Here is a 12,964-nt window from a genome sequence, read left to right as displayed (position 1 = left end):
TTTCAGATCAGCGTGATATCGTACTGATCGAGCGTGGACAACCATACGCCATGCAGCGTAACGGAGCCCTGTTCCAGCATGATTGTCGCATAGCCGTCCGCATTCGCCTCGATGGTGAGCGCGGTCGAGGTTCTTGCCATCGCTCCACCGGGGGCCTCGATCACGATCGTCTCGCCCGGCTCGGCATCGACGATCAGGGCATGCCCTTCGCCCTCCCAGGCGATAACGAAGGTATCCCTCCCCGCCCCGCCGACGAGGGTATCGTTGCCGCCGCCGCCGATCAGCGTGTCGTCGCCCGCGCCGCCGAAAAGCCGATCGTCGCCTGCGCCGCCGTCGACGACGTCGTTGCCGGCCTCGCCATAGATCATGTCGTTGCCGTCGCCCCCGCGCAAGGTTTCCGCAAAGCGCGATCCGTAGAGCGTATCGTTGCCGCTGCCGCCGTCCACCAGCGCGCCGCCGCTGATCGCTTCGGCGAGATTGATGATGTCGTTGCCGCCGCCTCCCGAGATGGTATCCGCGCCCCCGGCGGCGATGATCGTGTCATTGCCGTCGCCGCCGTCGATGACATCGTCGCCCGCGCCGGAAATAATCAGATCGTTGCCCGGCCCGCCGTCGATCGTATCGCCGATGGCGTCCGCGTTGGCGGAGATGATATCCGCGCCCGCGCCGCCCAGGATGGTGTCGGCGCCCGCGCCCGCGATCAGCACGTCGTCGCCGTCGCCGCCGTCGATGAAATCGTCGCCCGCGCCCCCGTCGATGATGTCGGCGCCCGCGAAACCGTAGAGCCTGTCGTCGCCGCTGCCGCCCAGGATGTAATCCACCCAGCCGGAGCCGAGAACTTCGTCGTTGCCGCTGCCGGCATCGACGAACACCAGCCCGCCGGCGGCCTGCCGGATGTCGATGACATCGTTGCCGCCGCCGCCCATGATCGTGTCGCCCGTGCCGTAGCTCACCACGGTGTCGTCGCCATCGCCCGCGTGAATGTAGTTCGTGCCGTAGCCGGCCGTGATATTGTCGTTGCCGGCGCCGGTCTCGATATGATCGCCGCTCGTGTCGCCCTCGAAACGGGCGAACACGAAGTCCGCGCCATTGCCCGTGATGACGATGTCGGACCCCTTGCCGGTTCGGATCGTGTTGTCGCCGTCGCCGGCGTCGATATAGTCGTTGCCGTCGCCGGCGACGATCGTGTCGTTGCCCGCTCCCGCCCAGATGCGATCACCGATGGCGTCGGCCGAGGCGTCGACCTTGTTGTTTCCTTCGCCGGCGTAGATCGTGTCGGAACCCGTGCCGGCGTTGATCTCGTCATCACCGTCGTCGCCGTAGATCACGTCGTCGCCGGCGCCGCCGTCGATCGTGTCGTTGCCGCGGCCGCCGAAGATCGTGTCGTTGCCGGCCTCGCCGAGCAGAACATCGTCGCCGGTGCCGCCGTCCAGCAGATCGTGGCCCGCACCGCCATGGATCGTGTCGTTGCCGCGGCCGCCCCACACCATGTCGTCGCCGGGGCCGGCGAGTATCACGTCGTCGCCGTCGTTGCCGGCGATCAGGTCCGCGCCGCCCCCGCCGTCGATCGTGTCGTTGCCGCTGCCGCCGACAAGTACGTCATTGTGCGGTCCGCCCAGGATCGTGTCGCCGATATCAGTGCCGAACACGCGCACGACCCATGCGGTATCGGTATTCTGGAGCCAGACGGAAGGCACGTAATCGAGCGACAGCCAGTCGGGATCGAGCACCGTATCGTGCCCCGGCTCCGTCTGGTTGGTCGCCGTATTGCCCTGATAGACGAAATCCCGTCCCTCGCTTGCGGCATCGACGCGCAACGGCGGGACGCCCGTGGAAAACAGGATCGTGTTGCCAGTTATCAGCGTGTCGCTCGATCCGCCGCGCCCGCGCACGCTGCTCGTGACGACGATCTCGCCCCGGTCGCGATGCGTCAGACCGGGATCGATCATGTTGCCCTGCAACAGATTGCCCTGCACCACCGTGCCATGGGCATCGAGGATGGAGATGCCCGCGCCGTCGTTGTTGAAGATGATGTTGTTGTAAATGCCGTTGTTGTCGGCGAAGTGATCGGCCTGAATGCCGTTGCCGTCATAGGCTTCCGCATCCTTCTGGCCCGAGATGCGATTGCCGCGAACGATATTGTTGTCGCCGGCGAGCGTGCCGTCCGTCAGCGCGATCATATGGACCGCGCTGGTGCCCGGCAGTCCGCTCAACCCGTTGTTGTGAATGTCGTTGTTCTCGACCACCGTCCCGCTGCCCGAAAGCAGCACGCCCTGCATGCCGTTCTGGACGATGACGTTGGCGGCGATCACCACGCTTTCCGCCGCCGCGGCATGCGCCTCGTTGACGTAGATGCCCTGGGCATCGTTGCGCATGATACTATTGTCGGCTATATTGATATTGCTCATGGTGCCGTCGAGCAATTGAATGCCGATGACATTATGATGGATATCGTTTTCCGTTATGGTAATATCGCTTGAATTGCCGCCCACCGTGATGCCGGCGTATCCTGAATCCGTGATGGTGAAGCCGGAGATCGAAACTCCTTTGGCATTGTTCAGACGAAAATCGCCGTCGATGACGGGCTTGTCGCCGCTGCCGTAGCTTCCGATGACGATCGGTTGCGAGGCATCGCCGATGTTCTCCAGATGAATGCTTCCGGTAAAGGTCGTCCCGGCCTTCTGGAGATATGTCGATCCTTCCTCGAATGTTACTGAATACCAGCTATTGAACGGACTTTCAGCAGATCCGTCTCCGTTGGTCGTCGCGGAGGGATCGATGTAGTACACAGCCATTGCTCTGCTCCTGATATCGTTAACCCGATGTCAAGCCGATCACTCCTGTTACGCCATCGGCGAGTTGTCCGGTTGCAGCCACGTTGCCACGCCGCATGCGGCCGCTATCCGCATGCGGGTGTATGGGAGACGCATACTTTCTGAAAGCGGGTCGGCAGATACTCACCGACACCAATCGTCCGCTACGGCGGATACGCTGTGGAAATGCACGACGCATGCCAGATGCGCGCGGCAAAAATCGAAAACACCCACGCGATACACATCTCTCTTCACGACGACGCGTGATAGAGTTCTTCCATCTTAGCTTGACCCCGACTATATACCAAGCCTGATTATCCGTGCTGACGAGAGTGCTGTTAATTCCGGCTCGGCAATCAGCTTGCAACGCCCTTCTCAACAACACGCATCGGACACGGCGGGGCTAAAGCGTTTTCAAGCAAAACGGATAACGCTTTGCGTCGAGAAAACGCGCCAAGTCAATAACATAGAGCATTTCGGCGTTTCAACGAAATGTCGAGATGCTATAGAGCGGCGTGCATTCAAGTGGAATTGTCACGCCGCTCCGGATTCCATATTTTACCGCAACTTGCGTTAAAATCGATCAATCGACTTGAACGCAAACTGCTCCGGGCGTCGGTCGGCATGCAACTCATGAGCCGCCGTCCGGGCACACCGGGGCCATCATACTTACCCCGTTCTGAAACGCCCTCTGTTCCGGATGCTTAACCCGGACATTCGATGGTTCATTACTTGTTCAAGAGCGAACGGACGCGCTACGCATGGCGACGGGCCGCCATAAGATGCAACTTTTTGCGGCATTTCCTGCGTCAGGTCAAGCCGGAAAAGCCATAAATGCGCTATATATGCTCTTTTTTAAGCCGATATTAAGATAGATATTCTCGATCATGACTGTTGTTCCCGCGCATACGGAACCGAAATTGATCATTGATCGACCTGAATGCATGTTCTTTCGTGCTGGACAGTTTATATATCAGCGTCCCCGGCAGTCATCCGGCTGCCGGCATTCCTGCGGTCGGCTCGCCTTCCAATCGAAAAATTGCTTGAAATCAAGCACCTGACCATCAACAAGTCCGGTTTTACCAGATCGGACCCTCTTTCGTTATCTGATAAAGCCGGGGTTCTCATGTCCAGAGGCAAGTCGTCCGTGTCGGTCGTAATTCCGACTTTCAATCGCGCTCATTCCATTGCCGAGACTCTCGACAGCGTTCTCGCACAGGAATGGCCGGCGGAGGAGATCATCGTGGTTGACGACGGCTCCACCGACGACACAGCCGAGGTTCTGGCGCGTTACCGCGATCGCATCACGATTATCCGTCAGGAGAACAGGGGCGTCAGCGCCGCGCGAAACGCGGGAATGGCCCACGCTTCCGGCGCCTGGATCGCCTTCATCGATTCAGACGATATCTGGACGCACGACCGTCTCGCGGTCTTTCACCGCGACCGGCGCGCCGCCGGGGAGGATTTCACGGCTCACTGCGGCAACATCCTGTTTGTGGGCGATGGCTATAGCTGGAACCATTTCGCCATCAGGGGCGAACGTTTTCCCGAAACCGAGGCGGTCAGGATCAGGGATCCTTTCATCTTCGCGGCGGAGGGCGGCAACCTGCAAGCCATCGTCATCCGCCGGTCGGTTATCGACGAGGTGCCTGGCTTCGACCCCACCCTGTCGGTGGGTGAGGATGCGCTGTTTCTGGGGCGCGTCGCGCTGAGGGGAGATTGGCTGATCACGGGGCATGTCTGCGCGTCGGTGCGCCGTCTGGCGAACGACGGCGCGTCGCTCAGTTCCCAGGTGCGCCGCGTACCGCTCCGCGCCGCGCGCATGCTGGTGAGCCTTTGCGAGAAGCTCGCACAGCTTCCCTTGTCTCCGGTGCAAAGGCGTTATGTGGATCGCCGGCTTGTCACCGTGCTCTATCAGCTTGCCCAGGCGCAACGTCGGGATGATCCGGCCGTGGCGCGGCGCACCCTCTGGCGGGCCGCCCGGATCCACCCCGTGCGCTGGAAGGGCCTGCTGACGGCCGCCCTGTGTCTGGTTCTGGGAGAGCGCGGATATGACATCGCGACGGGGCACGATTCCCGATGGTATCGCGGATGACATCCTGAAAGCGGCATGTCGCCATTCGGACGGTTATCGATGAGGGACGCGCTGATCGCCTTGATGGTCGCACCGGAGCTGAGGCAGCTTTGGTGAATTGAAGCATGCGAGGGCGAATATTATGTGTACATGCGATCAGTGCGGGTTTCGTTGGCCCGTGACGGGGCAACGTGCGGAGAGCCAATCGATATGAACGTCGAAATCCGACCGGAGAGCATTGCAGATGCTCAGGCTATTCGCCAAATTACGGAAGCGGCATTCAAGCTTAATCGTTACAGCACCGGAGCGGAAGGCGCGATTATTGATGCGCTCCGCAAAGCCGGCGCCCTCACTCTTTCTCTGGTCGCCGTGGCAGGCAATGAAACGGTCGGCCATGTCGCCTTCTCGCCCGTGACGATCGAAGGGGAGCATATGGAGTGGTTCGGTCTTGGCCCGGTTTCAGTGAAACCGGCCCTTCATCGGCAGGGTATTGGAAGCGCGTTGATCCGAGAAGGATTAGCACGCTTGAAACAGGCTGGCGCAAACGGATGCTTGCTTCTAGGCGATCCGGCATACTATCGTCGCTTTGGCTTCGAAAATGATACTGCATTGCGATACGAGGGGTTGCCGGCGGAATATTTCATGCGGTTATCATTCAACGGACATGTTCCAACAGGCCGTGTGGCTTTCCACGAAGGATTTAATGTCAGTCAGGGTGACGCGGCTGGCTCGGCAGACGGTGTCGCGGATCAGATATGATCGGGCAGCGATGGAAACGGTTTTGGCGAGGGGAGCCCCAGGCAGGCCTCGCCGGGTCTCTTTCCGAAAAACTGTGGACGACAAGGCACATAATTCATCATGGCGCATGCCGCAGGCTATTCCGTCGTCGTTCAACCCTTCTCCCATCTTGATCAGCGGGCGGGACAAACGCAGTGTCTTTTGCGGATCGCGGCACCGTTGTGACAGCTTGGCCGCAGACTTCTTCCTGTGAATGAAGTAGCCTCGGCAGAGCCAGCAAAGATGGAAAATGGCGCTGCTCGACTTTGAGAGCTACGCAGAATATACTCGTCGGATGTCCCGTACGCGGAACCCGATGCCCAAACCACTCGATTTCAAAGGAAGTGGTGCCGCTTGCGTGACTCGAACACGCGACCCCATCATTACGAATGATGTGCTCTACCAACTGAGCTAAAGCGGCGGACCGTATCAACGAAATCGCCTGCACCGGGGAGTGCAAACGTCATCGCGATGCCTGTTGTGCTTTTAACCATCCTGCGCGGCGGGTCAAGCGGGAAATACGTTTTTCCACATTTCCCCCATCCGCATCCGAAGTGCTTCTCTTCGGAGGGTGCCCCATTGCCGGAGCAGGCTGTCTTTCGGCGGAACAGCAAATCGGTTATAAGCGATTGATATCGAATCACTTTCTCTCTCAGAGCGATTCCGTTCGTGCGGAAACCGATTTAAGCTGCCTGCACGCGAACAACGCGAAAACGACCAGGAGCGTCACCGCGAGCCCGAACCAGGTGAAAGCATAATCGAGATGGTTGTTCGGAAAACTCACGACCGTCAGCCCGCCCTTCGGCCACATGGAAGCGCCGTCGCCGTGCGTATCGAACGCATCGATCAGGAAGGGAGCGACCCGCTCCAGCTCACCCGCCTGCGCGATGGCCTGCGGATCGCGCGTGAACCATTCGCCTTTCTCCGGCACGTCGACGGGAACGAACCAGCCGCGCGACTGCGGTGCCCGCAGCAGGCCCGCCACGCTCACCTGTTCCCCGTCGCGCTCGCCGGCACGCCAGCGCTGAACAGCGGCTGCGTCGCGCTTGAACTCCATCGGCATGAAGCCGCGATTAACCACGATGATGCTGCCGCCGGCCTGCTGCAAGGGCGTCAGCACGAAATATCCCATCCGCGTACTGCCCTCGAGCGTCGCGTTGCCGTGGACATAAACCTGCCGTTCATAAAGATAGCGGCCGGACGCCGTGACGGGCCGATACTCATCGTCCGCCCAGCGCGCGGATGACCAGGAGCTTTCGTCCGGGGCCGGCACGGGCGCCGCTGCTATACGCGTCTCGATACGGGCGATCAGCGCCTCTTTCCAGGCGAGGCGCTGCAACTGCCAGATGCCGAGCGCAACGAGCACGAGCACGCCGACGACAGCGAACAAGCCCGGCATGAGCAAGATCCGCCATGCCGATATCCTGCCCGCCGGCGAGTTCGTCGCCATGCCCCTCACTCCCGCGCAAACGTGTCGGTGATGCTGCGAAGCGCCTTGCGGGCCGCTCAGTGACCGCCGCCGCCGTAGCCCCAGACATAGATGGCGACGAACAGGAACAGCCACACCACGTCAACGAAATGCCAATACCAGGCGGCGAACTCGAAACCGCCGTGCTGCCGCGGGGTGAAATGCCCCAGATAGACGCGCAGCAGGCAAACCGCGAGAAACACCGTGCCGATGATCACATGCGCGCCGTGAAAGCCGGTCGCCATGAAGAACGTCGCGCCATAGATGTTGCCGGAGAAGTCGAACGTGGCGTGGCCGTATTCATAGGCCTGCACGAGCGTGAACAGCACGGCGAGCACCAGCGTCAGCCACAGCGCCTGTTTCAACCCTTCCCGATCGTCATGCAGAAGCGCATGGTGCGCCCACGTCACGGTGGTGCCGGATGTCAGCAGGATGAGCGTGTTGAACAGCGGCAGATGCCACGGATCGAGCGTCTCGATGCCGGCGGGAGGCCAGTGCCCGCCCGTCACCTCCGCGCGCTGGAACTGGATCGCCTCGCCGGGGAACAGGCTGGCGTCGAAATAGGCCCAGAACCATGCGACGAAGAACATCACCTCCGAGACGATGAACAGAATCATGCCGTAGCGGTGATGGATCTGCACCACGCGGGTGTGCTCGCCGCGCTGCGCCTCGTTGACGACATCCGTCCACCAGGCCGCCATCGTGTAGAGCACGCCGATGATGCCGGCCCCGAAAAGATACGGGCCGAGATGCAGGCCGCCGAGCGTGAGCGCCTTCATGCTCATCACGCCGCCCACCGCCATGATGAACGCGCTGACCGAGCCGACGAACGGCCACGGGCTCGGATCGACAAGATGATAATCGTGATGTTTCGCGTGAGCCTGAGCCATGATTTTCCGGTCTCCGAATAAGTCGCTGGCGCCTTCCGGCCTCACAGCCTTTTCCACCCTGCTGGTTCGTTCGCGGACGCCGCCGACGACAGCGCCTTGCCGTCCTTCGCCTGAAACATCGTGTAGGACAGCGTGACCGATCCCAGCGTCTTCAGGTCGCGCTCGCCGTCGAGAGCCGCGTCGATATAGAAAACAACCGGGGCGATGATGGTCTCGCCCGGCTCCAGTGTCTGTTCCTCGAAACAGAAGCAGTCGAGCTTCACGAAATACTGCCCCATCTGGTCGGGCTGCACGTTATAGGTTGCGATGCCGGTGACGGGCTTGTCGCTGCGGTTGGTCAGCTCGTAGAAAACCGTCGTCGTCTCTCCCAGCCGCACCTCGACGACCGGCACTTCAGGGACGATGCGCCACGGTATCGACGACGACACGTTGGCATCGAACCGCACCAGCATGCGCCTGTCGGACACCTCGCCGTTCGCCGCGCTCCCCGCAATCGGCGTGCCGGCAAATCCCGTCACCTGACAGAACAGCCGATAAAGCGGCACCGCCGCGAATGCGAGGCCGAGCATGCCCGCAGCCACGCCGACACAGACCAGGGCTGTGTTGCGCGCGCGACGCACGGCCCGGTCCGCGGGCTCCTGCTGCGATGGCTGCCGGTGATCGCTCATGGCTCCCTCTCGGGCCGCTATAGCGGCCGGTTGAAAACGTTGGAACCCAGCCGGGCGATGGTCAGGATGTAAAACAGCACGAACAGCCCGCCCAGAACCAGACCGATGGCGACATTGCGCGCGCGCTGACGCCGGCGCTCCTCCGGGGAGAGCTTGCCCCCGTCGGAGTCCGCCCCTGAAACCGCGCGCTTGCCGTCGCGTCCGCTTTTCACCGCCTCGTCGCTCACGGCATCACCCCCCGCAGGACGCCGGCTCCGGCGAGGAAGACGCTGAAGCCCGATACCCGCTCCGCGAGCAATGCCGCAAAAAGCAGGAAAAGATACAGGATCGAAAATCCGAACAGCCGCCGGGCCGTCTTCGCCCCCGCCTGCGTCAGCCCCTCGGCCGTGCCTGCGCGCCAGAGCCGGAACGCCAGCGCGAGCATCCCGGCCCCGCCGACACCGGACACCAGCGCATAGATGGCCCCGCCCGTTCCAAGCCACACCGGAAGCGTCGCGACCGGCACCAGCACGAGCGTGTAAAGCAGGATCTGCAACCGCGTCGCTTCCTGCCCGGCGACATTGGGCATCATCGGCACGCCCGCGCGTGCGTAATCGTCCGACTTGACCAGCGCCAGCGCCCAGAAATGCGGCGGCGTCCACAGGAAGATGATCAGGAACAGCACCAGCCCGTCGACGCTCACCGTGCCGGTGACGGCGGCCTCGCCGATCATCGGCGGAAAGGCGCCGGCCGCTCCGCCGATGACGATGTTCTGCGGCGTCGCGCGCTTCAGCCACACGGAATAGACGACCGCATAAAAGAAGATCGTGAAGGCCAGAAAGGCGGCGGCGAACCAGTTGGTCGCGATGCCGAGCACGAACACCGAGCCGCACGCCAGTATCATGCCGAACGTCAGCGCCTCGTCCGGCCTGATGCGCCCGGCCGGAATCGGCCGGTTGCGCGTGCGTGTCATCACAGCGTCGATATCGGCGTCCCACCACATGTTGAGACAACCGGACGCCCCCGCGCCCACCGCGATCGCCAGCAGCGCGATCGCCCCCACGACGGGATTCACATGCCCCGGCGCCACGAGCATGCCGACGAGCGCCGTAAACACCACCAGCGACATGACGCGCGGTTTCAGCAGCGAGACGAAATCCCCGACGCTCCCTGTCGAGACGAGCGGCCGCTCGCCCGCCGGGGCAACCGCCGCCCGCTCCCGTTCCACCCATCCGTCCGTCACGACCGCCATGTCACCTATCCGCGCCAAGTCACCTGTCCGCGCCATGTCACTTACCCGATCGGCCAACGACCGGCCCATTCAGGGCATATCCTCATTTCGTCGAAACGCGGATATGCCCCATCTCCCTGTCAGGACGCAACGCCGGGCGCAAAAGCGGCATTCGCCCTCGCCGGAATTGCCTCAGTGCCCGCCGCCCGAGATGCGCGGCAGGGTTTCGAACTGATGGAACGGAGGCGGCGACGACAGCGTCCATTCCAGCGTCGTCGCACCCTCGCCCCAAGGATTGTCCGCCGCGCGCTCCTTGCGGGAATAGGCGACCCACAGCCCGTAGAAGAACACGCCAAGGCTCAGCGCGAAGATGTAGGAGCCCAGCGAGGCGATGAAGTGCCATCCCGCATAGGCGTCGGGATAGTCGACATAATGACGCGGCATGCCGGCCAGGCCCAGAAAGTGCATCGGAAAGAAGAGCACGTTGGCGCCGACGAAGGCCATCCAGAAATGCAGCCGGCCGATCCAGTCCGGGATCACGTAGCCGAACATCTTCGGGAACCAGTAGTACCAGGCGGCGAAGATGCCGAACACCGCGCCGAGCGACAGCACGTAGTGGAAGTGAGCGATCACATAATAAGTGTTGTGCAGTTCGCGGTCGATGCCGGCGTTGGCCAGCACCACGCCGGTGACGCCGCCCACCGTGAACAGGAAGATGAACCCGATCGCCCAGACCATCGGCGCGGTGAAGCGGATCGAGCCGCCCCACATCGTCGCGATCCACGAGAAGATCTTGATGCCGGTCGGCACCGCGATCACCATCGTCGCGAACACGAAGTAGCGCTGCGTGTCGAGCGACAGGCCGACCGTATACATATGGTGCGCCCAGACGATGAAGCCCACCACCCCGATCGCCACCATCGCATAGGCCATGCCGAGATAGCCGAAGATCGGCTTGCGCGCGAAGGTCGAGACGATATGCGAGATGACGCCGAATGCCGGCAGGATCATGATGTAGACTTCGGGATGGCCGAAGAACCAGAACAGATGCTGGTAGAGCACCGGATCACCGCCGCCGGCGGGATCGAAGAAGGTCGTGCCGAAGTTGCGGTCGGTCAGCAGCATCGTGATGGCGCCGGCCAGCACCGGCAGCGAGATCAGCAGCAGGAACGCCGTCACCAGCATGCCCCAGGCGAACAGCGGCATCTTGTGCAGCGTCATGCCCGGCGCGCGCATGTTCAGGATGGTGGTGATGAAGTTGATCGCGCCCAGGATCGACGATGCGCCGGCGACGTGCAGCGCCAGGATGCCGAAGTCGAACGACGGCCCCGGATGGCCGGAGACGGAAAGCGGCGGATAGGCCGTCCAGCCGCCGCCGAAACCGAGGCTGCCCGGCGCGCCCGGCACGAACATCGAGATCACGAGCAGCGAGAACGCCGCCACCAGCAGCCAGAACGAAATGTTGTTCAGGCGCGGAAACGCCATGTCCGGCGCGCCGATCATGATCGGGATGAACCAGTTGCCGAAGCCGCCGATCAGCGCCGGCATCACGACGAAGAACACCATGATCAGGCCGTGGCCGGTGACGACCACGTTGAAGAGCTGCCCGTTGGAAAAGATTTGCAGGCCGGGGGACTGCAACTCGAGACGCATCAGAATGGACAGCGCCCCGCCCACGAGCCCCGCGCTCAGCGCGAAGATAAGGTAGAGCGTGCCGATATCCTTGTGGTTGGTCGACAGCACCCAGCGCCGCCACCCCGTCGGATGCGCATGACCTTCATGCGCCGTTACCGTAGAAGCCATGGTCGAGCTCCCCCTTGCATATACCGCACCCGGCGCACCCGACCGGCCTCGGCTTCAAGCCTCGAACCGTGAGCGGGCGCCGTTCCCCCTTGAGAAATTCGATGCGCCGGCGGACAGGCGCCGCGGCGAACGCGCCATCCTATCGCGACGCAGCCAGCCGAACCGCGCCGTCGCCGGCCGCGAACCGCGTTTTAGCCTCGGCCAGCCATTCCGCATAGCGCTCCTCGCTGACGATGCGGATGGCGATCGGCATGAACGCATGATTCTGGCCGCAGATCAGCGAGCACTGGCCGTAATAGACGCCTTCCCGCTCGGCCCGGAACCACGTCTCGTTCAGACGCCCCGGAATGGCGTCGATCTTGAGCCCGAAAGACGGCAGGGCGAAGGCGTGGATCACGTCGGCCGCCGTCACCTGCACGCGCACCGTTTTGTTGACGGGCAACACCAGTTCGTTGTCGACGGCGAGCAGGCGAGGCTGCCCCTCCTGCAACTGGTCTTCCGGGATATAGTTGGAATCGAAGCCGAAGCCGCCCTGATCCTCGGGATAGTCATAAGTCCAGTACCACTGGTGCGCCGTCACCTTCACCGTGATGTCGCTCGGCGGAATCACGAGTTGCTGGCGCAGCAGCTTGAAGGACGGCACGGCGATCACCACGAGGATCAGCACCGGCACCACGGTCCACGCCACCTCGAGCAACGAGTTGTGCGAGAAGCGCGAGGGGTTGGGATTGACCTTCTCGTTGAAGCGATAGACCACGATCAGCAGCAGCACGGCGACGAAGGCCACGATCAGCCCGATGATCCACAGCAACAGATTGTGGAAATCGTGCATGGCGTGGGCGACTTCCGTCACCGGCGTCTGGAGGCTGATCTGCCATGGCGACGGCTGTCCGACGCCCGCCTGCGCACTGGCGCCGGATAAGGCGGCGAAGGCGAGCAGCGTCGCGGGGACCGGCGCCGCCGTCGCGCGCGCGACGGCCGCAAGGCCCCTCACCGGGGCCATCGGCGACCGCAAACGAAAAAACGTGTTCCCCATCGTTCGTCCGATGCTCCCCTTGATGTCGGCGAGGCGCGGCCCCGACCCGACTGGTTCCCAACCCGCGTCGGGCTGACATCGCGGCAGCCCGATCATGTCGAATTTCCGCGCGGGACACACGAGCGACAATATCACCCGCCCTCCCGCGCAGCTACTTTTGAGCGTAATCAAAGACACAACCGCGCGCCGGGCGCAACCGGCTTGAGGAAACCGCGCCGCCGGCGC

General features: G+C 62.6%; 10 protein-coding genes and 1 tRNA gene. 2 read left to right on the top strand and 9 right to left on the bottom strand.

The window, feature by feature from the left end:
- Nucleotides 1–2: 2 nt before the first annotated feature.
- Nucleotides 3–2,795 carry a right-handed parallel beta-helix repeat-containing protein gene (locus ACOYJQ_RS01800; RefSeq protein WP_433455927.1) on the bottom strand — a complete coding sequence of 931 codons (2,793 nt, stop codon included), beginning with the start codon at nucleotides 2,793–2,795 and terminating at the stop codon, nucleotides 3–5.
- Nucleotides 2,796–3,960: 1,165 nt separating this feature from the next.
- Here ACOYJQ_RS01800 and ACOYJQ_RS01795 point away from each other — a divergent pair.
- Both ACOYJQ_RS01795 and ACOYJQ_RS01790 read left to right on the top strand, forming a co-directional pair.
- Complete coding sequence (locus tag ACOYJQ_RS01795; protein WP_433455925.1) at nucleotides 3,961–4,908, top strand: glycosyltransferase family 2 protein; 948 nt, start codon at nucleotides 3,961–3,963, stop codon at nucleotides 4,906–4,908.
- Between the two features lie 189 nt (nucleotides 4,909–5,097).
- Entirely contained in the window at nucleotides 5,098–5,646 is a 549-nt protein-coding gene (locus tag ACOYJQ_RS01790) for a GNAT family N-acetyltransferase (protein WP_433455923.1), read from the top strand.
- 363 nt (nucleotides 5,647–6,009) lie between these two features.
- Here ACOYJQ_RS01790 and ACOYJQ_RS01785 read toward each other — a convergent pair.
- The 8 genes from ACOYJQ_RS01785 to coxB all read right to left on the bottom strand — a co-directional run bounded on the left by ACOYJQ_RS01785 (nucleotide 6,010) and on the right by coxB (nucleotide 12,697).
- Nucleotides 6,010–6,085, bottom strand: a tRNA-Thr gene (locus ACOYJQ_RS01785).
- 231 nt (nucleotides 6,086–6,316) lie between these two features.
- Nucleotides 6,317–7,114 carry an SURF1 family protein gene (locus ACOYJQ_RS01780; protein WP_433455921.1) on the bottom strand — a complete coding sequence of 266 codons (798 nt, stop codon included), beginning with the start codon at nucleotides 7,112–7,114 and terminating at the stop codon, nucleotides 6,317–6,319.
- Between the two features lie 56 nt (nucleotides 7,115–7,170).
- Nucleotides 7,171–8,022, bottom strand: a complete 852-nt coding sequence (locus tag ACOYJQ_RS01775; protein WP_433455920.1) for a cytochrome c oxidase subunit 3 — start codon at nucleotides 8,020–8,022, stop codon at nucleotides 7,171–7,173.
- Nucleotides 8,023–8,063: 41 nt separating this feature from the next.
- Complete coding sequence (locus ACOYJQ_RS01770) at nucleotides 8,064–8,690, bottom strand: cytochrome c oxidase assembly protein (RefSeq protein ID WP_433455919.1); 627 nt, start codon at nucleotides 8,688–8,690, stop codon at nucleotides 8,064–8,066.
- A 17-nt stretch (nucleotides 8,691–8,707) separates the two neighbouring features.
- On the bottom strand, nucleotides 8,708–8,917 hold the full coding sequence (locus ACOYJQ_RS01765; RefSeq protein WP_433455917.1) for a hypothetical protein: 210 nt from the start codon (nucleotides 8,915–8,917) through the stop codon (nucleotides 8,708–8,710).
- Nucleotides 8,914–9,921, bottom strand: coding sequence for a heme o synthase (locus ACOYJQ_RS01760; protein ID WP_433455915.1), 1,008 nt, complete (start codon nucleotides 9,919–9,921; stop codon nucleotides 8,914–8,916). Before ACOYJQ_RS01760 ends, ACOYJQ_RS01765 begins: the two co-directional genes overlap by 4 nt.
- Nucleotides 9,922–10,092: 171 nt before the next feature.
- Entirely contained in the window at nucleotides 10,093–11,703 is a 1,611-nt protein-coding gene (gene ctaD / locus ACOYJQ_RS01755; protein ID WP_433455913.1) for a cytochrome c oxidase subunit I, read from the bottom strand.
- Nucleotides 11,704–11,842: 139 nt separating this feature from the next.
- On the bottom strand, nucleotides 11,843–12,697 hold the full coding sequence (coxB, locus tag ACOYJQ_RS01750; protein WP_433455912.1) for a cytochrome c oxidase subunit II: 855 nt from the start codon (nucleotides 12,695–12,697) through the stop codon (nucleotides 11,843–11,845).
- Nucleotides 12,698–12,964 lie beyond the last annotated feature (267 nt).

Source organism: Pseudochelatococcus sp. (assembly GCF_050946405.1).
Lineage (GTDB): Bacteria > Pseudomonadota > Alphaproteobacteria > Rhizobiales > Beijerinckiaceae > Pseudochelatococcus.
This window is presented reverse-complemented; position numbering and strand designations above follow the sequence as displayed.

What these genes read in the sequence shown, in the direction of transcription:
- ACOYJQ_RS01760 (WP_433455915.1), bottom strand. Translation starts at nt 9,921, where the DNA reads ATGGCGGTCGTGACGGACGGATGGGTGGAACGGGAGCGGGCGGCGGTT.
- ctaD (WP_433455913.1), bottom strand. Translation starts at nt 11,703, where the DNA reads ATGGCTTCTACGGTAACGGCGCATGAAGGTCATGCGCATCCGACGGGG.
- ACOYJQ_RS01780 (WP_433455921.1), bottom strand. Translation starts at nt 7,114, where the DNA reads ATGGCGACGAACTCGCCGGCGGGCAGGATATCGGCATGGCGGATCTTG.
- ACOYJQ_RS01775 (WP_433455920.1), bottom strand. Translation starts at nt 8,022, where the DNA reads ATGGCTCAGGCTCACGCGAAACATCACGATTATCATCTTGTCGATCCG.
- ACOYJQ_RS01800 (WP_433455927.1), bottom strand. Translation starts at nt 2,795, where the DNA reads ATGGCTGTGTACTACATCGATCCCTCCGCGACGACCAACGGAGACGGA.
- ACOYJQ_RS01770 (WP_433455919.1), bottom strand. Translation starts at nt 8,690, where the DNA reads ATGAGCGATCACCGGCAGCCATCGCAGCAGGAGCCCGCGGACCGGGCC.
- ACOYJQ_RS01790 (WP_433455923.1), top strand. Translation starts at nt 5,098, where the DNA reads ATGAACGTCGAAATCCGACCGGAGAGCATTGCAGATGCTCAGGCTATT.